We start from the raw sequence: 20,821 nt of genomic DNA on the forward strand, positions 1-20,821 counted from the left end.
TGAAAGCCTTTTTTAATGCCTATTACCCTATACCTGCCAATTAATGGGCTGCGCCCCTTGCGCTATTAACAGTTCATTGGTTTTGGAAAAGTGCTGGCAACCAAAAAAGCCGCGATGCGCTGAAAGCGGCGAAGGATGAGGCCCTACCAATACATGATGGCGCTGGCGATCAATACTTTTACCTTTTTTTTGAGCATGTGCGCCCCATAAAATAAACACCACACCTTGGCAGTGCTCATTTATATGAGCAATCACGTTATCGGTAAATTGCTCCCAACCTAAGTGTTTATGGGAATGGGCTTGCCCTTGCTCTACGGTTAATACAGTATTGAGTAAAAATACACCTTGCTCTGCCCAGCCTTGTAAATAGCCGTGTTCTGGCGTGGTAAAGCCATTAATATCAGTTACTAACTCTTTATAAATGTTTTTAAGCGAAGGCGGGAGCTTTTTAACCTCAGGCAATACTGAAAAACACAAACCATGCGCTTGCCCTTCTCCATGGTAAGGGTCTTGACCTAATATAACCACTTTAATGTCGCTAAGTGGAGTTGCATCAAATGCGCTAAACACCTGTGATTTTGGCGGATATACAGCAGTGCCTTCGGCTCGTTTATTCGCAATATATTCAAGGGTTTGCTGCATATATGTTTGGCTAAGTTCATGGTTTAAAAAAGATGACCAGTTGCTCATAATTGACTCTTAATAAATTCTCTAGATATATCTACTTTGTCACACATCTGCGCTAATCCATCCAACATTCTGGGGGTAAACCGATGTAATAAATCAGCATTGACGCTAATAAATTGCTCATACTTTACCGCAGGGATTTCAGGCCATTGCTGCCAATTTACCGTAGGCATTACCCTTTTTGATTTTTCATCAGGAATAATAATAACTTGTGGCTTAGTAACTATCACGTTTTCGATGCTAATTTGTGGGTAATCTGTGTCGCTGTTTGCAAATACATTGGTTACTTGGCAAGTTTCGATTAACTGATTGATCCATGTATTTTTTGATACAGTCATCATAGGCTCAGGCCACAACTGATAAAACCCAGTAAGCGTGGTTTTATCTTTCTGTGTAACTTTAATTGCGTTGAGTTTGGCCGTAAATGTCTCGGCTACTTGTTTACTTTGCTCAATATGACCCGTTATTTGACCTAGTTTTAGTATTTCCGAGGCAACCCCTTCAATAGAACGTGGATCACTTAAATATAATTCAATTCCTAAACGCTTTATTTGTGCTAAATCTTCAGCCTGATTACCACTTTTCCACGCAATCACCATGTCAGGTTTTAGCATGAGTAACTTTTCAATAGAAATGCCATTGTAGCCACCAATACGCTCAATTTTAGTCGCCTCTTGCGGGTAATCTGCGTAATCCAGCGTGCCCACTATTAAATCACCCGCCCCAATAGCATATAAATTTTCAACTATGTGTGGTGCTAAAGCCACTATACGAAGCGGCTTGTCAGCTAGGGCTTGAGGTACATTAACAGCAAACAATAACAGCCCAAAAACAATACGCTTTAACATTAGTAATCAAAGCCTTTCAATGCTTTTACGCCCGACTCAAACGCATGTTTTACATTACGTACTTCACTTACCGTATCGGCAAGCTCTATTAAGGTGCGATGCGCAGCACGACCAGTAATAATTACCGATTGCATAGGCGGTCTATTATTTACAGCAACAACCACTTCTTCAAGGTCGATATAACCATAGGTCACCATATAGGTGAGTTCATCGAGTAATACCACATCGATACTGCTGTCGCTTAGCATCCGCTTTGACTCTTGCCATGTTGCTTGCGCTGCCGCGGTATCGGCCTCTTTATTTTGCGTATCCCACGTAAACCCGGTGTTCATAACAGCAAATTCAACCCCAGCACCTTGCAGTAAATTACGCTCACCACACTCCCATGTGCCTTTAATAAACTGACATACTGCAGCTTTTTTGCCGTGCCCAACACAGCGTGCAACCACACCAAAGCCAGAAGTCGATTTGCCTTTACCGTTACCAGTAATAACCTGAAAAATGCCTTTTTCTCGTTGCGCTGCGGCTACTCGCGCATCAACCTGTTCTTTTACTTTTTGTTGGCGCTGTTGGTGCTTGTCGTTAGTTGATTCAGTCATTGTTATGTCCTTGATAAATTTTAATAATTTGTTCAATATTTAAATGCGCTTTACACATATCAGCTAGGCGTTCTAATTGGCGTTCACGATGCTCATTTATACTAATCGCACTAATTGCACTTTCTGGTTTCACCCACTTTAACAGCTGCTCTGTGGCTGCAGGGCTATCAAACAAGCCATGTAAATAGGTACCAGCAATGGCATTATCGTCACTCACAAAACCATCGGTTTTAAAGTCATTGGGGTGTTTATTAAAGCGAATGAGTGGCTTGTAGAGCGCCTTTCCTTGACTAATACCTGCATGTATTTCGTAGCCATCACATGCAACCTGTTGCTCATTTAAATTAAGCACTGCGCTCACTCGGCTTAACACTTTTTGCTCACCCAATAGCGTATCAAAATCGCTAAGCGCTAAACCCGTCACTTGCCCCAACGATGACTCCACCCCATTTGGATCACTGATAGTGTTACCCAGCATTTGCATACCACCGCAAATACCCAATACTTTGCCACCATAACGTAGATGGCGCTTAATTTGCTGATCCCAGCCTTCATTTTTTAAAAACGCGAGATCGCTGAGTACATTTTTACTGCCAGGTACAATAATTAAATCAACAGCAGGAATTGCTTGTGTATGGCGCACGTAGGTTATATTTATATTCGGGTGTAATCGCAGAGCATCAAAATCGGTATGGTTACTAATATGTGGCACTAACAGTACAGCAATATTTATACTGGTATCGGTCACATTATTATCTATGGCGACAGCATCTTCTGCATCAAGTGCTAAATAGTGCAAGTAAGGTAATACCCCTAATACAGGTTTACCGGTGTACTCCTCGAGCCAATCTAGCCCACCTTGTAATAAACTAATATCACCACGAAAACGGTTAATCACAAAGCCTTTTACTCGTGCTTGCTCAGACTCGCTTAATAACGCCAAAGTCCCGACTAAGTGCGCAAATACTCCTCCTTTATCAATATCGGCAATAATAATAACAGGGCAATCCACTTGCTCGGCGTAACCCATATTTGCAATATCGTTTGCGCGTAAATTAATTTCGGCTGGGCTGCCAGCCCCTTCTACCAGTAATAAATCAAAGCGTTTAGCTAAACGCTTATGCGAGGTTAATACTGCATCCATAGCCACTTTTTTGTAGTCATGGTAAGCATCGGCTTCCATATTGCTGATAGCTCTACCATGAATAATAACTTGTGCGCCGGTATCACTATTGGGTTTGAGTAATATAGGGTTAAAGTCGATTTCAGGTTCAACTTTTGCGGCTATGGCTTGTAATGCTTGGGCTCTGCCAATTTCGCCACCATCGTGCGTTACGGCGCTATTAAGTGCCATATTTTGTGGTTTAAACGGTGCAACATTAACCCCTTGGTTAGCAAACACTCTGCAAAGTGCTGCCACTAAGGTGCTTTTACCCGCATCGGAGGTGGTACCTTGTACCATTAATGTTTTCATTATTTACCCACCAGCTGGCGCTTACGAAAATACAAGATACTTAAAAAGAATAGACTACCAATGGCCGCCGTGATCACCCCTATTGGCAGCTCTTGGTTAGCGAGTAATGAACGTGCCAGTACATCGACCCACACCATAAATATGCCCCCGACTAATCCGGTCATTAACAATCCAACACTACTGCCTTGAGAGATAAAAAAGCGCACTATGTGCGGCACCATTAAGCCAACAAAGCCAATTCCGCCACACATAGCAACCAATACGGCTGTGATCAATGAGCTTAAAATAAGCATTAAAATTCGAAAGCGATGCACCCGTACACCAAGCGTTGTTGCGCTTTCATCACCTAACAACATGGCATTAAGTTGGCGTCTAAAACCTAACATAATGACTGTACATGTAATGATGACCAAGGCAGGTAATAACAGTGACGGCCATTGCGCCCTAGCAAAACTTCCCAAAGTCCAAAATAAAATAGCCGCGACGGCCTGTGGATCGCTCCAATAAAGTAACAAACTGGTAAAGGCGCTAAATAAAAATGATAAGGCCACCCCAGCCAATAACATCGACTCAACTTGGGCGTTGCGTTGACTGCCAGCAATTAAAATTAATAACCCCATTGCTACTAAACTGCCAATTAAGGCTGCTGCTGATAGCGCAATGCCTGCGCCTATTCCAACAAAAGCCATTAATACTACGACTCCTAATGATGCTCCCGACGAAATACCAAACAAATAAGGGTCAGCCAATGGATTACGAGTAACTGTTTGTAATATCAATCCAGCAATCGCTAAACCGCTGCCGGCCAAAAAAGCCAGTAACGTACGTGGCATTCTTAATTCAATAATAATGCGGCTGGTAAATGAGGCCTCGCTTGAAAAAGTTAAGCTATGGTATACATCTGCGAGCGAGGTAGGGGCAGCACCAAAGCTCAATGCCACAAATAAACTAAATACAGCGCATAACAGTGCAATAATTAACGCCACACCATGGTTAGACATAATCGCCATGTTATTGGTATCCATAATAATAGGTAATATGGGGAATAGACTCGCCATTGGACGCCGTTTGAGGGTGAGTATTAACTTGCGCGCAAACACCAAAAACCTCATCAAGCATTTGCTCGGTGATCACCTTATTAGGCTTTCCCGCGCTAGCGATTTCTCCGTTTTTAATAACCACTAACTCATCGCACATGGCTGCCGCTAAATTTAAATCATGAAATGAAGCAAACACAGTAATGCCCAAAGATTTAGCCAGCTCCATTAATTGAATTTGATATTTAACATCAAGGTGGCTTGTGGGTTCATCCATAATGAGTAGCTGTGGTTGCTGCACAATCGCTCTGGCAATAAGCGCTCGTTGCTTTTCACCGCCAGATAGTGAGTCAAATGACTGATTGCTATGAGATTCAAGCCCAACACGACTAATAGCCTGCGCTATTTTTTGTTTATCTGCTTGAGTGGTCGAGCTAAATAGCGTTTTATGCGGGGTAAGCCCTAGAGCTACAACATCGAATAACGAGAGATTAAATTGCGACGGTGTTTCTTGTAGCACTACCGCAACTTGCTTGGCATAGTCTTCGCTTTTTAGCTGCCAAATATCGGTATCGTTAAATTTAATGTCGCCTGCTGATGGCTTATTAAATCGATATAAGCACCGCAGTAAACTCGACTTTCCTGCCCCATTAGGGCCAATTAAACCAATAAATTTACCACGCTCAATGCTCACATTAATGTGCTTAAGAATTAATGTATTGTCCACTCGCCAAGAAACGTTGTTAACGGTTAAAAGCGGTAAGTTTAAAGAGGTGTGAGTGTGCAAAAAATTATCCTAGGCAGGGAAACACCCACACTCAGTACTAATACGTACCAAAAAGAAAATGAGTTAACCCGCTCGTTATATGAAGTTTTAAGGCATTTGTATCTGACTTACAGTAAAACTGATCACAGTTACGGGAATAGTTGAGGAGTTACACCTCATTCCAAATGCTTGGCTATTATGCGCAGATAAGTAAATAATTTAAAGCAAAAAAAAACCGCACTCAACTGAGTGCGGTTAAAAGGGAGTGTTTTAACTAAGGTTTAGTTAAAACTTATATTCCATACCTAAACCTAGGTAATCTTGGTCAACATTGTTGTCCATATCAAAGCTTGAGTAAAAGCCAAATACTTTAAGGTTTTTGTTTAGCTTATGGTCAACACCTACCGATACCGCGCTTTTATCATCGCTGTCATCAAAATCCATTGTTTGGTATTGCACTTTGAAAGTGTTGCTACCCATAAGGTAAGCTGCATTCACTAAGTAACCGTCAGCCTCAGCGCTGCCATCTACTTTTTCTTGTGTTTGGTACATCGCGCCAAGTCTAAAATCTTCAATTTTACCTTGAACTGTTGCACGCACTACATCGTAACCATTTACTTCGCTATCAGCAGCAATGGCAGCATATACAACGCTCTTTTTAAGGCCTGCATCACCGTAAGTTAACGCCACTGAGTAGCCATTTTTGGCATCTACGTCGTCTTCTGCAATAAATGACGCTAATACTTTAAAACCTTCATATGAGTTTGAAGCATAAGATACTGAGTTACCTAGACGATTTTCACCTTTAAAGGTATTTTTTATATCACCTTCAAGATCGTTGAAAAGATCTAGTTTCCCCTGCGCTTGCTTAAGCGCGGTGTCGTTGCGGCCTATCACAACCTGACCAAATCCGCCTTTAAAGCCCACATATTGATTACGCGCTGAAATATTGTCGTCATCACCTTTAGAATCGGCATCAGACACATCAACCTGAAATTCAAACTTATAAACCGCTTCTAAACCGTCTGAAATTTTTTCAGACCCTTTAAGTCCGAAACGAGATGCATTACTTTTAATTTCAGTAAACGACCCTTCACCATCATCAGATGATTGAACGGTTACATTTGCTTTACCGTAAATGTCTACCTCTGCAAGTGCATTAAAAGATAAACCACTAAGTAGGGCTAAGCATAAGCTCGATTTTGCAAATTTCATGTTATTTCCTCGATAATCACAATAGACTAATTTTTAAAACAGCAGCAGTGTGTCACCACTAAATGACAAAAATATTACAAAGGACACATTTTTGTCTTTTTAAGTTAATAAAACTGCATTAAATCTGAAATCAAAATAACATGTAAAATAAACTGCCTACCGACTACTTACTTTGTTTCAATAAACTCGGTGTCATTTGCGACAACAAATTAACCAAGGTTTCTATCAACTCTTTCTGTTCGTTATCTCTATGATAGGCAACAAATACATCTCTTGAGGTATTTTCTACCCCTTTTACATGAAAAAGTTCGCCTTTTTCTAAATGATCTTTAACTAATACCTGTGGAATAAACGCACTACCGCCACATTGCAGTATTAAATCAAGCGCTATACGCCCTGTACTGGTTCTAAAATAAGGCGGTGTTTTACCGGTAAACTGACGCGCATGCCAAAGAGAAAACGTGGTTCCCCAATCAACATACACATATTGATTATCAAAAAAGTTATCACTGGTTGCCGTATCGTAACCACTCACCGGAATAATGGGCAGTTCACAAATACGTTCAACCACAAGTTCATCAACTTTAGGAGGATCAAACAAAATAGCTAAATCAAGGGTGCGCTCCAACAATAAGCGAGTGCTTTCTTGTTGCGCTTTCACTTCTGCCACCAGCGATACACCAGGCATCGCCGATACAATATTTGTAATACCAAACTGTAAAAATGCATCCCAAATATTAGGCGTACCTGCTAGACTAATTTGCTTATGCATATTATCTGCAAGTGCAACATCCACTTTGGCTCTTTGCATGCCGGTAATAATCATTTGCGCATGCGGTAACAAACGCTCACCAGGTGCAGTGAGTTGAATATTATTACGCTGACGAATAAATAAATTTACGCCTAAGCCCTGCTCTAATTGGCGAATTCTAAAACTCACCGCAGACTGCGTTATATATAGGTTTTCTGCCGCTTTACCAAAATGGCGAGTACGCACCACTTCAACAAATGTTTTTAATAAATCTATGTCCAATTTTTTATCCTCACGATAAAAATTTTTTGTTTAAAAAAATAGCGATTATGTCCCATACTCCAGCTAATAATTGGTATGAGGGTACAGCTATGAGCAATGATATTTCACTACTTCGTCAAGCATTCGTAAGTCAACGTCAATTTTATGATGACCAAAACTTTCCACGCGGATTTAGCCGCAGCGGACACTTTACCCTGTTAGAGGCAAGTATTTTAGAACAGCACGGTGTTGTTTTAAAAAGCCTGTATAACAAAACAGTTGAGCCACAAAACGAACATCAGCAACAATTTGTAAATGCTGTCAGTGGCATAATAGAGCCAAGTAACCCAATTGAGCGAGCATGGGTTAAATATTTAAAGTTAACAACCTGCAAAACAAAATTCCATACATTATTTGGACGCTCAAAAATTTCAGGGCCAACACCAATAAGCCAAGATTATTATTCTGAGGCAGACAATCTATAAGTCACTACAATAGTTGCTTTTTGGCGTTTTAGCAGTTACAACTTGTATAAGCAAACACTTTTGCAGAATTTAAACAAGGCTGTTACGTGACGCACAGAATACTTATTGTTGAAGACACTCCTACTATTGCGCGAGTGCAAAAGCATATCGCGCAAAAAGTCGGCTACGAGGTTGATATTGCTCAATCCTTGGCTGAGACTAAAGAGCTTATAAGTAAGCACCATTATTTTTGCGCAGTGGTCGACTTTATATTACCTGACGCGCCACAAGGTGAAGCGGTTCCATGCACCATTGCAGCAGATATTCCTACCATAGTGATGACAGGCAATATCGATAAGCATACCCGTGACACCGTTGAAAAATACCCCATTATTGATTACATCATCAAAGGCAATAAACAAGCCTACGAGTATTTAGAAAAGCAGCTTTACCGCCTGCCCCGTAATAAGCATGTAAAAGTATTGGTTGTTGATGACTCTGCGTCAACACGCCAATACATATGTAGTTTATTAACACGTCACAAATATCAAATATTACAAGCAGCCGATGGCCTAGAGGCGCTTAAAGAGCTTGAAAGCACCCCCGATATTTCTGTGATTATTACCGACAAAGAAATGCCTAATATGGGCGGTATTGAGCTGTGTAATGAAATTAGACGCATTTATAGTAATGACGAAAAAGCCATAATTGGCATTTCAGGCGCTACTTCGTCTAATTTATCCGCTTTATTTTTAAAAAATGGAGCAAATGACTATTTATACAAACCATTTAACAGTGAAGAATTTTACTGCCGGTTAAGCCAAAACGTCGATATGCTAGAGCATATCGAAACTATAAAACGACAAGCCAATACAGATTACTTAACTAAACTCCCTAATCGTCGTTACTTTTTTGAAGAGGCTAACAAGTCATTAAAGCAGTTTAAAAAAGCAAAAGCACCAGCCATGTTAGCTATGCTTGATATTGACCATTTTAAAGCTATTAATGATACCTATGGCCATGATGCCGGAGATGAAGTGCTTAAAGGGCTGGCTGTATGCTTTAATAAATATTTTGAAAACCAATTGGTTGCCCGTTTAGGCGGAGAAGAATTTGCGGTATTTTTTACTGAACTGACCGAGCAAGAAGCACTAAAACGACTAGAAAGCTTTCGATTATTTATTGAGCTTAATAGCCATGAGTTTAGCCAAGCACAAATCAAGCTTACGCTGTCGATAGGCTTCAGCCACAGTGAAACCTATCAAATTGACGAACTATTAAAACAAGCCGACTTAAAGCTCTACAAAGCCAAAGAGTCGGGGCGTAATAAAGTGGTTTAGTTTAACTAAACCACACCTGAGGCGACAATGGCTGCTTTTCTGCGTTTACGCGACTGATGGTATGAATCCCAACTAAAAATAGCCAGTGCACTCCAAATACACGCAAAGGTAATTACACGCTCAGCATCAAACACTTCACCATAAAACACCACTGCTAAAATAAACATTAAGCTAGGCCCTATGTACTGAAAAAACCCAAGCGTTGTGTATTGCAATCGCTTAGCCGCGCCGGTAAAACACAGCAATGGTAGCGTAGTCACTATACCTGCACTTACTAATAGCGCATTAGTTAGCCAATCATTCGCTGGTAAATTAGACGTTTCAGTCGGCACCATTAACCACCAATAGGTCAGTGCCACCGGTAATAATATTAATGCCTCAATTAAAATCCCAGGCAGGGCATCAACCTGTAGTTTTTTACGTAATAGGCCATATAACGCAAAAGAAGTCGCTAACGAAAATGCCACAATCGGAAATGAACCAAAACTAATTAACTGTAATAAAACACCTGTAAAAGCCAAGGCAACAGCAGCTCCTTGCAACTTACGTAACCGCTCGTTTAAAAACACCATACCAAGTAATACATTTAACAAAGGATTGATATAGTAGCCTAAGCTGGCATCTAGCATGTGGTTGTTATTAATAGCCCATATAAACAACCCCCAGTTAAACCCCAGTAAGGTCGAGGTAACAACTAGCATCAGAATTAATTTAGGTTGGATTAAAATGCGTTTAATTTTATCCCAGTAGTTGAGCACACTCACCACCAAAATAAGAAACATCACGGACCAAATAACACGATGCATTAAAATTTCAAATGCTGATACATGTTGGATCATCTTAAAATAAATGGGTGCTAGGCCCCACATAAAAAAGGCGAGGCAGGCAAAAATGGCGCCCTTTCGCTGCTCGGTATCAATCGACATAATAACCACTTGATGATTTAAAAGGCCGTAAGTTTAACCCCCTCTCACTTTTTAGCCAACTAAATACGTGCCCGTTCCAAACGCTATTTGTACCGACTGCTCGTTATGTAACTCCATCCGGCACACGCACACTTTATTTCCTGAACGAATAAGTGTGGCGCTGGCAATAAATACCTCCCCTTTACCTGGGCGTAAATAATCAGTACGTAAATCTATGGTGCCCAGCGTTGCTAACTTTTTATGCACACTGGGTAAGTCGGCATCGTCTAGTTTTCCTATTACACTTGCTGCAGCAAGCATTCCGCCTACATTGTCGAGCACCGCAGAAATCACTCCACCGTGAAGAATCTTTTGCGCCGGATTACCAATTAATACGTCTTGCCAAGGAAATGATATTTTAGCTTGTTCAGTACTAAGTGACTCTACTGCTATTTTTAAAAACTGGTTAAAGGGCATGTTATTAACAAACAGCGCCCCTACTTGATCGATCAACATTTCTTTATTCATTATTATTCTCTATGTTTTCAGTGGTACGATGAGTAAAGCACAGCTTGAGGCTATTGTAACCCCCTGCAGATTTTAGTTTATCACTACAGATGTGTGTACCAAGTAATGAAAGCTAAAGACATCCTGATAAAAAACCACTAAAATAGCGCCGATGAATACACTAACTCCTTCTCCTAATACGCTTGTGCGTAAACCCGAAACTGTACTCAAACAAGTGTTTGGTTACAGTGAATTTCGCGACGGTCAAAGTGCAGTAATTGATGCCGCCATTAATGGCCAAGATTCATTAGTATTACTGCCCACCGGTGGTGGTAAATCGGTGTGTTACCAAATACCCGCGTTGGTATTAGAAGGAGTCACCATTGTTATTTCTCCGCTGATCTCTTTAATGCAAGATCAAGTCACCCAGTTACAAGCACTGGGAGTTAAGGCCGCTTATGTCAATAACAGCCTAGCTCGCGAAGAACAACAATTAGTGTATCAGCAATTGCATCAAGGGCTGATAAAGCTACTTTATGTAGCTCCTGAAAAAGTGCTACAACGCGACTTTTTAGAGCGGCTCTCTCATTTGAATGTTAGCTTGTTTGCTATTGATGAAGCACACTGTGTTTCTCATTGGGGTCACGATTTTAGACCGCATTATTTTCGTTTAAATGAGCTTAAACAACGCTTTGCACATGTGCCTATGATGGCACTCACTGCCACTGCCGATAAAGCGACTCGCTTTGATATTGTTGAGCAACTCAAGCTACAACAGCCCTACATTCATACCGGCAGTTTTGATCGCCCTAATATTCGTTACACCATAGAAGAAAAATTTAAACCTATGGTGCAATTACTGCGTTATTTAAAAGAGCAAAAAAATCAAAGTGGTATTATTTATTGCACCAGTCGTAAACGTGTTGATGATATAGCTGAAAAGCTTGCTGATGCAGGCCTTAATGCTGCCGCTTACCATGCGGGAATGAGTAACGAGCAACGTCAGTTTGTGCAAACCGGATTTGCCCGTGACGATATTCAAATTGTGGTTGCCACCGTTGCCTTTGGTATGGGAATTAACAAGCCTAATGTACGCTTTGTTCTGCATTACGACATTCCAAAAAGTATTGAAGCTTATTACCAAGAAACAGGCCGTGCTGGACGAGATGGACTGGCTGCAGAGGCCATCATGTATTTTGACCCTGCCGATATAGGCCGAGTTAGACGCTTTTTTGAAGATATTGACGATGAACAACGCCGCCGCGTAGAAGAGCAGCGCTTTAATGCCATGGCCAGCTTTGCCGAAGCACAAACGTGTCGTCGTCAAATATTATTGAACTACTTTAGTGAGTACCAACGCGAGCCCTGTGGGAACTGTGACATTTGCTTAAATCCACCTAAAAGTTTTGATGGCACATTAGTCGCACAGCAAGCGCTTTCGTGTGTGTATCGCGCGCAACAACGATTTGGGTTAGGTTACATTGTAGAGTTATTACGCGGCGCGAATACTAGCCGCATTCGTGATAACAATCACCATGAACTTAGTACCTATGGCATAGGTAAAGATAAAAGCAGTGAATTTTGGCTTAGTATTTTACGCCAACTTATTCATCAAGGGCTATTAAGCCAAGATATAACCCAAGGCGCTTCATTGCGTTTAACTGAAGCTGCACGCGCTATTTTAAAAGGTGAATATGCGCTGCAATTGGCCGAGCCTCGCTTACAAGCTAAACACGTTTATCAGGATAAGTTAGCGCAGTTTAATTACGATAAAAAACTATTCGCTCGCCTGCGTGCATTGCGTAAAGAGTTAGCCGATGCCGATGATGTGCCGCCTTATGTAGTATTTAACGATAAAACGCTAGCCGAAATGGCGCAGCTTATGCCTACTAACGACAGTGAGTTTTTAAAAGTGTCGGGGGTTGGTTTTACTAAATTAAACAAGTATGGCGGTGAGTTTTTAACCGCAATTCGACACTACCTAGCAACGCAATAAGCCCCTTATGACCGAACTTGAATACGATCACACACATCAATGTATTATTGTTAAACCAACAGAGCTGCCGCACGATGAAGACTTTGAATTGTGGGGAACGTTATTTTTGCACAGCGATGAAATTAGCATTAATGAGTATGCCGCTGGGGCAGATCGTCATCAACTGCGTTTTAACTATGCTAACCACACATTTAATTTAAATTTTGAGCATTACAGCCAAAGTGTGTGGATTAATGGTGAAGGACAAGATGCCGACAACCTATTGGCAGCGTTAACATTTTATTTAACTTAAATGCATAGCTAATACCTTATAATCGCTCTAAAAATAAAACTAAATCTGTCTTTTACTTACATATCAATAACAATGATGTAAGCTAAGAGTAAGTGTTTTATTTTGCAAAATAGCGCTAAAGAGGGTCAATGTTAAATAGAAAATGGATTGCACGTAGTTGTTTTAGCCTTTCTATTTCGAGTATGTTTATGCTCAGCGTTTGCGCGCAAGAAGCGCCACTAGCCCAAAGCTGCCCTAATGACGACTCATCACAAACTCATGAAAATAATTTGCGTCGTCAAATTACATCTCAAACTCCAACACTCACAGCACAAAGTAACACTAAAATTGCCTCCATTACTTTGCAACAGCTTAATGTATTTAATACTGAACTAGAGGCTGAAAACAATGCATTATTTCGTTTTGCCAATCGGGCGCACATACAAACCGAGCCTGAGGTAATTAAGAGTATTTTACTGTTTAAGTCAGGCGATACCTTTAATCCAAAAGCGCTGGCCGAATCTGAGCGGTTACTGAGAAAACAAAGTTATTTATATGATGCACAAATTATTGCTAACGAAAATTGTGATGGAAATATTAATGTAACAGTAATTACTCGAGACTTATGGACTTTACTGCCCGAACTTAGTTTTAGCCGTAGTGGTGGTGAAAATAAATCAAGTATTGGTTTTCGCGAATCTAACTTATTTGGTTGGGGCAAACGGTTATCGTTTGCACGTAAAACAGACAGTGACCGAAATGGTTATTTATTTGTTTACGATGATCCTAATATCTTATCAACTCGCTACCGAGGGCGTTTAGAGTATGCCGACAACAGCGACGGCAAAAGTCATTTAGTTGAACTAACCTACCCGTTTTATGCCATAGATACGCCCTATAGTTATGGCGCCCTGAGTTACTCAACCCAACGAGAAGAAGCCTTATACATCAGAGGTGAAAAGTTTAGTGAGTTTGAACAAAAAACCGACCTAAACCAGGTATTTTTTGGCCACTCTAAAGCCCTTAGTCATAACTGGACCCAGCGCTTGAGCCTTGGTTATATTGATGAGCAACACACTTTCAAAGCGATTGATTCTACCACTACAGCAGTGGCTGAAAACAGAAGCTTAAGTTACCTCTACATCAGCGGCCATTGGTTTGAAGATAACTTTATAAAAGTACGTAACTTTGACAGTATTTATCGTACTGAGGATTTAAATTTAGGCTGGAATATCAAAGCCACCCTGGGCTACTCCGATGAATCAATGAGTAACGACGATAGCCGCGCTGTGTACTCGTTTAATTTTAACAAAGCCCATTTTAGCACTAACCATACCCTTTGGCGTTTTCATGCAGATATTCAAGGCTATTGGAATAACGAGAAAAAACAGCTCGAAAACTTGCTCACTACTAGCCAAATTCAATATTATTTAAATACCAGTATTGATCAATCTTGGTATGTAAAAGCAAGGCTGCAATACGCAAAAAACCTCACCAATGATAAACAGCTCACCCTAGGGGGCGAAACTGGACTTCGTGGCTATCCTATGGAATTTCAACATGGGGATCGGAGTTTTTTAGTCAGTTTAGAAAAGCGCTATTACTGGGAATATGACTTACTACAGCTGTTTAAAGTGGGAGGGGCGGCCTTTTTAGATATTGGTCGAGCTTGGTATAACAACGACTCGAACACTCAGTATCAAGTTGAGAACACCCCAGTGCTAAAAAATGTGGGCTTAGGTTTGCGCCTTGCGCCAAGTCGTGCCAATGCAGGTACCATGATCCACCTTGATATAGCCGCGCCGCTAAATAAATATGATGATGTTGACTCGGTACAATGGCTGCTCAGCGTCAAAAATTCTTTTTAAAATCACTACTGCGCGCCTACGTTAAACGTTACACTTTGCGCCTATCATTATTGTGAGAATACATTTTGGAATTAATCACCCTTTTAGAGCTTTTGGGCACACAATATAAACTTATCGTGACCGTGATTGCCCTTTTGAGCTTTCCGCTACTATTAAAAGTAACTAAAAAATTACTCGAAAAAGCTATCAGAGGTAAAATCGATTTACACCGAAAGTACCGTGCAGAGCTACTACTAAAAATAATACTCGCCTTTGTGATGCTGTGTTTAGTATTAGTTTTTTGGGGAATAGAACTGCGTGGTTTACTGGTATTAGGCTCTTCTTTATTTGCCATGCTAGGCGTTGCATTATTTGCGGCGTGGTCATTGCTGAGTAACTTAACCGCGTTTTTACTGATGTTTATTCAAAATGACTGCCGTGTAGGTTATTGGGTGAGAATTGTGGATGGAGCTAACGCCATTGAAGGGCGTATTATTGAAATGGGGCTGATGAATGTCTTACTCGAACACGTTGATGGCCACAGAGTGATTTACCCTAATAACTTATTTGTTACCCGCCCGGTGTTAGTGCTTAATACGGAGCCTAAACCAACAAAAGCGCCTAAAATTAAACGCATTATTGGCCCTAAACCGCGTAGCTAAACAACACCTATTAAAAAACCGCGTTAGCTTAAAACTAAGGCGGTTTTTTATATCTACAGATAGAGTCATACCAATTCACTTAATTGAGCAAATTGGTATTAATTATTTAGTTCAGCCGTTTTCAGCTCATCATCTAAATCATTTATCTCATCAATAAACGTTTCTAACTGCTGCTCTACCAAACTATTTGCATGCGCAAAATAAGCAATATGGAATACGGCATCGCCTTCATTTACCAGTGGCATAGTTTGCTGGCCAATAATAATACCACTTCGAGGAGCAAGGAGTTCAAGTTCTGAATCGCCAAGCGGACTGCTAATATAAGCAAGCACTTGGCCTTTCATTACTCGCTCACCTAACGATACTTGCGCTCTTACTATGCCGTCTACTTCTGCACGCACCCAACTAGTGGAGCTTGCAATCACAGGATCAGGCAGTTTTTTAGGACGTTTACCGCGTATCATTTTTAAATGTCGCATAACATAATCAACCCCTTGCACGCCTGCAGCAATCGCAATAGGGTCAAAGCGCAGTGCTTCACCCGCCTCATAAGTAATAACAGGTATACCTAAATTAGCGGCTTCACTACGCAGCGAGCCATTACGTAATGACGCATCTATAACCGCAGGCGTACCAAAGGCTTTAGCCATTTGCGCTGTTGCTTCATCGGCTAAATTAGCGCGAATTTGCGGTAAGTTAGTACGGTGAATCGCCCCCGTATGCAAATCAATAATATGCGTACAATGCACAGCTACTTGGTTAAAAAACATATACGCCATGCGACCTGCTAATGAACCACGCTCAGACCCCGGAAAACTTCGGTTCATATCACGGCGATCGGGCAGATAACGCGATTTATGAATAAAACCAAATACATTCACAATCGGGACCGCAATTAATGTACCACGAAGCTGATTAGGGTCGATTTTAGCCAGTAACTGGCGCACAACCTCAACCCCATTTAGTTCGTCGCCGTGTATAGCCGCACACACCATCAATACAGGGCCTTCCATTACACCGTTAACCACTTCAATAGGAATATTAAGCGGTGAATGGGTGTAAAGCTTTGCAGCTTCTAGCGCGAGTGTTTTACGTTCACCTACACCAATACTTTCACCTAATAGGGTGAAAGGTCGGTTAATTTTAACCTTTGCCACGAGTTGCCGTTCCTTTACTTGCAGCATTTTTCTCGATGAAATCAATCACCATGCCCGCAATATCTTTACCTGTTGCCACTTCAATCCCTTCAAGACCTGGCGATGAATTTACTTCCATAACCAAAGGACCACGAGATGAGCGAAGTAAGTCAACGCCAGCAACGTTTAAGCCCATTGCTTTTGCCGCTGCAACCGCTGTTTTACGCTCTTCTGGCGTAATACGCACCAGTGTAGCGCTACCACCACGGTGAAGGTTTGAGCGGAACTCACCTTCTTGTGCTTGACGTTTCATTGCAGCAATCACTTTATCTCCGAGTACAAAGCAACGAATATCCGCACCACCCGCTTCTTTAATATATTCTTGTACCATGATATTGGCTTTTAACCCCATAAACGCTTCAATAACACTTTCAGCCGCTTTACGTGTTTCAGCAAGTACCACACCAATACCTTGAGTGCCCTCAAGTAGCTTAATAACGACCGGTGCGCCACCTACCATTTCGAGTAAGTCTTTTACGTCATCTGGCTTGCTAGCAAAGCCTGTTACTGGCATGCCTACGCCTTTGCGTGATAATAATTGTAGAGAACGTAATTTATCGCGCGAACGAGAAATAGCCACAGATTCATTAACCGGATAAACACCCATCATTTCAAACTGGCGTAATACAGAACAGCCATAAAAAGTAACTGATGCGCCAATACGCGGAACAATGGCATCAAAATCTTTTAGGTTTTCGCCGCGGTAATGGATTTCAGGTTGATCTGAGTTTATATTCATATAACAACGTAGCGCGTTAATCACTTTTACTTCATGACCACGTTGCTCAGCCGCTTCAATTAAACGACGCGTTGAATATAAATTTTTGTTGCGAGATAAAATACCAATTTTCATAGTTAAAACCTTAACTAAATTATGTTGAGCAAGCACATATAAGTATGTTTGCTACTCAACGAATTCTTATAATAAATGTGATAAAGCCGGATCAACGACTATACGATTTTCCATAGCTGTGCGTCCTAATAACATTCTAAACTTCATTGACGCACGACTTGTTAATGTAATTTCTATTGGCCAACTAAATTCGCCAGCATGTAATGTAGTTTCAATAAAGTAACGCAGTTCTTTTTGGCCACTAGAGCTGGTAACGTACTTCATTTTTTTAACTTTGGCATTGCAGGTAATTTGCGTTTGCTCGTCTTCTTGCAATGGTTGGGCTATAAATTTAACCCATTTTTCGCCTTCCACTTCATATTCTTCAATATTAATTGCATGAATACAGGAAGTACGTGCACCGGTATCTATTTTTGCTTTAATTTGCTCGATGCCCAGCTCGGGTAAACTCAACCACTCACGCCAACCAACTGTTATTTTTGTCGTCATAAATGTGCCCTTAGTAAAAAAAGTGTTTTATACGCTACAGCAAATAAAACACCAACAAAATAAATTAATCTACTCGATAAGCCGATTTGATTGACCTTTTAAGTTAACTCGTTTAACAATGCAGCTCTTACGTATGCATTTAACCATAGGCTAAAACATAAGTTTTTGTTGCTAAACTCAGTTTAACATATACAAAGTAAAGCTAAATTTTATTTATTTAACTAGGGTCTGTTGACCTTTACGAATTAATATTTGTTCAAACTAGGGGCAATTTAATCGCGGCGCGAGGTTTGTAACCTAGTGGGCTAAGTAAAAATCGAGCAACAAAGAGTTAATTGCCCCTAGGCAGAACCCTTCGGGCAGCGCCTATTTGGCATTGATGTTGTGTTATCGCCTATTTATGGGGAATAACCACACTCTGCCTTGCCTAAATACCAAATAGACTGCTGAAAATTTAACCTTGAAAGATAAACAGATCCTAAATACATTACAGTTAACTGTATTAAAAATATACTATCGATGAGAAATTATTATGATTAATGGCTTACTTCATGCGCTTATTCTTGATGAAAAAGGCGGTGCACGCCCCATAGAAAACAGCAAACAATTACACCAATGGCAACCAACTGATGGAAAACTGTGGGTGCATATGGACTACAGCCAAACAGATGCGGTGGATTGGTTAAAAAACTGCGGGCTGTTAAACGACTATGAACTGGAATCACTCACTGCTGATGAAACACGCCCTCGTATTACTCCTACAACGAATGGCCATATGCTGTTTTTACGTGGAATTAATTTAAATCCAGCACAAAGCCCTGAAGACATGGTGTCTATTCGGTTATTTATAAATAACGATGTGGTGATCACCACGCGTAAGCGCCGATTATTATCAGTGCAAGATATTCTAGCCTCGTTGAATAATAATGAGGGGCCATGCAGTATTTCTGAATTGGTGTGTACATTAGCGCACAAGCTCACTTCACGTATGCAAACAGTAATTGATGAGCTAGATGAAAGCTTAGATGATTTTGAAGAGGAAATTGATGAGCCCAGTAAAAAGTTTGATAACCAAGGCTTGTCGCAACTTCGCCGTCAAACCATCGCGCTAAAACGTTACTTAAAACCACAAAAAGAAGCACTCAGTAGCATGGTTAATAATCATTACCCATGGCTTTTTGACGATGATAAAGCCAAGCTAAATGAAACCACCAATTTACTTATTCGCTATTTAGAAGAGCTCGATAGTTCAATAGAGCGCGCACTTGTTATCCAACAAACCATTACAAACCAGGTCTCTGAGCAATTAAATCAGCGGATGTATGTAATGTCGGTGGTGGCTGCTTTATTTTTACCGCTGGGCTTTTTAACTGGATTATTGGGGGTCAATGTCGGCGGTATACCTGGAACAGAAAGCCCCTATGCATTCACTGCATTTGTGGTGTTTTTAATTGTTTTAACTGGTGGGATTGGTATTTACTTTAAAAATAAAAAGTGGCTGTAATTACAATACAGATCCAATAAGACACAAAAAAGGCGAACATATTGTTCGCCTTTTGCATTGGTAATCCTTACTCTTGAAAGTAAGTGCCCCAACCGTCGTATTCAACATCGCATTCAACAGCAAGTTGCGCGAGTTTGTCAACGTCTTCCATTATCACGTCGACATCTAATTCGGCTTCAACAACAATGTCAAAACTCCAAATTTTTTCACCGTCTTCAAGCTCAAGTTCTGCTGGCTCTTCTACATCGTAACCTAGTTTAAACGCAGCCAATGCCGCTTGTTCTAACTTAGTAAAGTCTTCACATACAAAGTGGTGTTCTACTTCATAAAGAATTTCTGGATCGGAACCATCTTCAAGTAGTGAAGTTACGATGTCTTCACTTATTTCACGCCAGTTTTCCATTATTTCTCTCTCACTTGAGCATCTAATTCTGTTATTTTAGCAGCCATAATACTGTGCACACTTTTAGCATGTTCACGGGCACTGATACTGTTATCAAGTGCTATGGGGGCTAACATTTCAATGTAAATTGTACCATTATCCCAGCGATTTAGTTTAATGGTTTTATCGGTTGTGTTCATACATACTGGCACAACAGGCACCTCTGCACTCATTGCGGTATGAAATGCACCGGTTTTAAAGGGGAGTAAACCACGACCATAACTACGCGTCCCCTCAGGGAACATCCACACCGATAAGCCTTTTTGTTTTATTTTAGCCGCTGCTTTTGAGATTGTGCCAGCAGCTTTTGAACGATTTGAACGGTCGATTAAAATATTACCCGACAACCAATAAAGCTGCCCAAAAAATGGGATCCATTTAAGACTTTTTTTGCCAACGCTCACACAATTTTTTGGTACCATGGCTGGAATAGTAAATAAATCGTAGCTATTTTGATGATTCGCTACATACACAGCAGGCCCCACCTTAAGCGCATCGGGATGATATTTTAGTTCTAATTTAACCCCAAGCATTTTAGCCATTGAGCCAAACCAACTTGCAATAACATGTACATTATTAGGATGAAATGGTCTAAATATTGATAACAACAAACCAAAAAAACAACTTAATAATATAAACAACAGCATTATTAAAATACGTATAACAGCTAGCAAGTGCGCCTCTCCAATATAACCACAATCATGTAT

At 40.7% G+C, this 20,821-nt stretch carries 22 protein-coding genes and 1 riboswitch; of the genes, 7 read left to right on the plus strand and 15 right to left on the minus strand.

Annotation, left to right across the window (positions count from 1 at the left end):
- Positions 1-27: 27 nt before the first annotated feature.
- From ung to A9479_RS11615, 8 genes are all read right to left on the minus strand, one after another.
- Positions 28-690, minus strand: coding sequence for a uracil-DNA glycosylase (ung, locus tag A9479_RS11580; RefSeq protein WP_064663498.1), 663 nt, complete (start codon positions 688-690; stop codon positions 28-30).
- Complete coding sequence (locus A9479_RS11585; RefSeq protein ID WP_064663499.1) at positions 687-1,535, minus strand: cobalamin-binding protein; 849 nt, start codon at positions 1,533-1,535, stop codon at positions 687-689. Before A9479_RS11585 ends, ung begins: the two co-directional genes overlap by 4 nt.
- Positions 1,535-2,134 carry a cob(I)yrinic acid a,c-diamide adenosyltransferase gene (cobO, locus tag A9479_RS11590; protein ID WP_028835663.1) on the minus strand — a complete coding sequence of 200 codons (600 nt, stop codon included), beginning with the start codon at positions 2,132-2,134 and terminating at the stop codon, positions 1,535-1,537. Before cobO ends, A9479_RS11585 begins: the two co-directional genes overlap by 1 nt.
- On the minus strand, positions 2,127-3,608 hold the full coding sequence (locus A9479_RS11595; RefSeq protein ID WP_064663500.1) for a cobyric acid synthase: 1,482 nt from the start codon (positions 3,606-3,608) through the stop codon (positions 2,127-2,129). The genes cobO and A9479_RS11595 overlap by 8 nt, the downstream gene beginning before the upstream one ends.
- Complete coding sequence (locus A9479_RS11600) at positions 3,608-4,618, minus strand: iron ABC transporter permease (protein WP_028835661.1); 1,011 nt, start codon at positions 4,616-4,618, stop codon at positions 3,608-3,610. Before A9479_RS11600 ends, A9479_RS11595 begins: the two co-directional genes overlap by 1 nt.
- Position 4,619: 1 nt before the next feature.
- A complete protein-coding gene (locus A9479_RS11605; protein WP_033102555.1) occupies positions 4,620-5,432 on the minus strand; it encodes an ABC transporter ATP-binding protein in 813 nt (270 codons plus the stop codon).
- Positions 5,433-5,510: 78 nt separating this feature from the next.
- Positions 5,511-5,635, minus strand: a riboswitch (cobalamin riboswitch).
- A 61-nt stretch (positions 5,636-5,696) separates the two neighbouring features.
- Positions 5,697-6,626 carry a porin gene (locus tag A9479_RS11610; protein ID WP_064663501.1) on the minus strand — a complete coding sequence of 310 codons (930 nt, stop codon included), beginning with the start codon at positions 6,624-6,626 and terminating at the stop codon, positions 5,697-5,699.
- Between the two features lie 163 nt (positions 6,627-6,789).
- Entirely contained in the window at positions 6,790-7,659 is an 870-nt protein-coding gene (locus A9479_RS11615; RefSeq protein ID WP_013465823.1) for a LysR family transcriptional regulator, read from the minus strand.
- A gap of 89 nt (positions 7,660-7,748) precedes the next feature.
- Here A9479_RS11615 and A9479_RS11620 point away from each other — a divergent pair, with 89 nt between their 5' ends.
- Both A9479_RS11620 and A9479_RS11625 read left to right on the plus strand, forming a co-directional pair.
- Complete coding sequence (locus tag A9479_RS11620; RefSeq protein WP_008110628.1) at positions 7,749-8,123, plus strand: DUF413 domain-containing protein; 375 nt, start codon at positions 7,749-7,751, stop codon at positions 8,121-8,123.
- Between the two features lie 86 nt (positions 8,124-8,209).
- On the plus strand, positions 8,210-9,442 hold the full coding sequence (locus A9479_RS11625; RefSeq protein ID WP_064663502.1) for a diguanylate cyclase: 1,233 nt from the start codon (positions 8,210-8,212) through the stop codon (positions 9,440-9,442).
- 5 nt (positions 9,443-9,447) lie between these two features.
- On the opposite strand, the gene rarD is transcribed toward A9479_RS11625, so the two are convergent.
- Both rarD and A9479_RS11635 read right to left on the minus strand, forming a co-directional pair.
- Positions 9,448-10,368: an EamA family transporter RarD gene (gene rarD, locus A9479_RS11630; RefSeq protein ID WP_028835657.1), complete on the minus strand. Its 921-nt coding sequence runs from the start codon at positions 10,366-10,368 to the stop codon at positions 9,448-9,450.
- Between the two features lie 51 nt (positions 10,369-10,419).
- Positions 10,420-10,875 (minus strand): thioesterase family protein, encoded by a 456-nt coding sequence (locus A9479_RS11635; RefSeq protein ID WP_028835656.1) that lies wholly within the window; start codon positions 10,873-10,875, stop codon positions 10,420-10,422.
- A 151-nt stretch (positions 10,876-11,026) separates the two neighbouring features.
- Here A9479_RS11635 and recQ point away from each other — a divergent pair, with 151 nt between their 5' ends.
- The 4 genes from recQ to A9479_RS11655 all read left to right on the plus strand — a co-directional run bounded on the left by recQ (position 11,027) and on the right by A9479_RS11655 (position 15,630).
- A complete protein-coding gene (recQ, locus tag A9479_RS11640) occupies positions 11,027-12,850 on the plus strand; it encodes a DNA helicase RecQ (protein WP_028835655.1) in 1,824 nt (607 codons plus the stop codon).
- 7 nt (positions 12,851-12,857) lie between these two features.
- Entirely contained in the window at positions 12,858-13,142 is a 285-nt protein-coding gene (locus tag A9479_RS11645; RefSeq protein ID WP_013465829.1) for a DUF3630 family protein, read from the plus strand.
- Between the two features lie 128 nt (positions 13,143-13,270).
- Positions 13,271-14,989 carry an outer membrane protein assembly factor gene (locus A9479_RS11650; protein ID WP_064663503.1) on the plus strand — a complete coding sequence of 573 codons (1,719 nt, stop codon included), beginning with the start codon at positions 13,271-13,273 and terminating at the stop codon, positions 14,987-14,989.
- A 65-nt stretch (positions 14,990-15,054) separates the two neighbouring features.
- Positions 15,055-15,630 (plus strand): mechanosensitive ion channel domain-containing protein, encoded by a 576-nt coding sequence (locus tag A9479_RS11655; protein ID WP_013465831.1) that lies wholly within the window; start codon positions 15,055-15,057, stop codon positions 15,628-15,630.
- Positions 15,631-15,728: 98 nt separating this feature from the next.
- Here A9479_RS11655 and A9479_RS11660 read toward each other — a convergent pair whose 3' ends face one another.
- From A9479_RS11660 to A9479_RS11670, 3 genes are all read right to left on the minus strand, one after another.
- The gene (locus tag A9479_RS11660) at positions 15,729-16,787 is read right to left on the minus strand and encodes a succinylglutamate desuccinylase/aspartoacylase family protein (RefSeq protein ID WP_008110612.1); all 1,059 of its coding nucleotides are present in this window, start codon (positions 16,785-16,787) and stop codon (positions 15,729-15,731) included.
- A complete protein-coding gene (gene rimK, locus A9479_RS11665) occupies positions 16,774-17,679 on the minus strand; it encodes a 30S ribosomal protein S6--L-glutamate ligase (protein ID WP_008110610.1) in 906 nt (301 codons plus the stop codon). Before rimK ends, A9479_RS11660 begins: the two co-directional genes overlap by 14 nt.
- A gap of 66 nt (positions 17,680-17,745) precedes the next feature.
- Positions 17,746-18,168, minus strand: a complete 423-nt coding sequence (locus A9479_RS11670) for an ATP-dependent zinc protease (protein WP_008110607.1) — start codon at positions 18,166-18,168, stop codon at positions 17,746-17,748.
- Positions 18,169-18,700: 532 nt separating this feature from the next.
- On the opposite strand from A9479_RS11670, the gene zntB reads away from it, so the two are divergent.
- A complete protein-coding gene (gene zntB, locus A9479_RS11675) occupies positions 18,701-19,672 on the plus strand; it encodes a zinc transporter ZntB (RefSeq protein ID WP_013465832.1) in 972 nt (323 codons plus the stop codon).
- A 67-nt stretch (positions 19,673-19,739) separates the two neighbouring features.
- On the opposite strand, the gene rraB is transcribed toward zntB, so the two are convergent.
- Both rraB and A9479_RS11685 read right to left on the minus strand, forming a co-directional pair.
- Positions 19,740-20,075 (minus strand): ribonuclease E inhibitor RraB, encoded by a 336-nt coding sequence (rraB, locus tag A9479_RS11680; protein WP_008110603.1) that lies wholly within the window; start codon positions 20,073-20,075, stop codon positions 19,740-19,742.
- On the minus strand, positions 20,075-20,788 hold the full coding sequence (locus A9479_RS11685) for a 1-acylglycerol-3-phosphate O-acyltransferase (protein ID WP_029610024.1): 714 nt from the start codon (positions 20,786-20,788) through the stop codon (positions 20,075-20,077). The genes rraB and A9479_RS11685 overlap by 1 nt, the downstream gene beginning before the upstream one ends.
- Positions 20,789-20,821: the final 33 nt, after the last annotated feature.

Origin of the sequence: Pseudoalteromonas sp. MQS005 (assembly GCF_001661605.1) — a bacterium.
Taxonomy (GTDB): Bacteria; Pseudomonadota; Gammaproteobacteria; order Enterobacterales; family Alteromonadaceae; genus Pseudoalteromonas; species Pseudoalteromonas tetraodonis.

Excerpts from the sequence above, each read along its gene's own strand:
- A9479_RS11635 (WP_028835656.1), bottom strand. The coding sequence starts at position 10,875 with ATGAATAAAGAAATGTTGATCGATCAAGTAGGGGCGCTGTTTGTTAAT.
- A9479_RS11600 (WP_028835661.1), bottom strand. The coding sequence starts at position 4,618 with ATGGCGATTATGTCTAACCATGGTGTGGCGTTAATTATTGCACTGTTA.
- A9479_RS11645 (WP_013465829.1), top strand. The coding sequence starts at position 12,858 with ATGACCGAACTTGAATACGATCACACACATCAATGTATTATTGTTAAA.
- A9479_RS11595 (WP_064663500.1), bottom strand. The coding sequence starts at position 3,608 with ATGAAAACATTAATGGTACAAGGTACCACCTCCGATGCGGGTAAAAGC.
- zntB (WP_013465832.1), top strand. The coding sequence starts at position 18,701 with ATGATTAATGGCTTACTTCATGCGCTTATTCTTGATGAAAAAGGCGGT.
- A9479_RS11620 (WP_008110628.1), top strand. The coding sequence starts at position 7,749 with ATGAGCAATGATATTTCACTACTTCGTCAAGCATTCGTAAGTCAACGT.
- A9479_RS11670 (WP_008110607.1), bottom strand. The coding sequence starts at position 18,168 with ATGACGACAAAAATAACAGTTGGTTGGCGTGAGTGGTTGAGTTTACCC.
- rimK (WP_008110610.1), bottom strand. The coding sequence starts at position 17,679 with ATGAAAATTGGTATTTTATCTCGCAACAAAAATTTATATTCAACGCGT.
- A9479_RS11585 (WP_064663499.1), bottom strand. The coding sequence starts at position 1,535 with ATGTTAAAGCGTATTGTTTTTGGGCTGTTATTGTTTGCTGTTAATGTA.
- rarD (WP_028835657.1), bottom strand. The coding sequence starts at position 10,368 with ATGTCGATTGATACCGAGCAGCGAAAGGGCGCCATTTTTGCCTGCCTC.
- A9479_RS11650 (WP_064663503.1), top strand. The coding sequence starts at position 13,271 with ATGTTAAATAGAAAATGGATTGCACGTAGTTGTTTTAGCCTTTCTATT.
- recQ (WP_028835655.1), top strand. The coding sequence starts at position 11,027 with ATGAATACACTAACTCCTTCTCCTAATACGCTTGTGCGTAAACCCGAA.
- cobO (WP_028835663.1), bottom strand. The coding sequence starts at position 2,134 with ATGACTGAATCAACTAACGACAAGCACCAACAGCGCCAACAAAAAGTA.
- A9479_RS11610 (WP_064663501.1), bottom strand. The coding sequence starts at position 6,626 with ATGAAATTTGCAAAATCGAGCTTATGCTTAGCCCTACTTAGTGGTTTA.
- rraB (WP_008110603.1), bottom strand. The coding sequence starts at position 20,075 with ATGGAAAACTGGCGTGAAATAAGTGAAGACATCGTAACTTCACTACTT.
- ung (WP_064663498.1), bottom strand. The coding sequence starts at position 690 with ATGAGCAACTGGTCATCTTTTTTAAACCATGAACTTAGCCAAACATAT.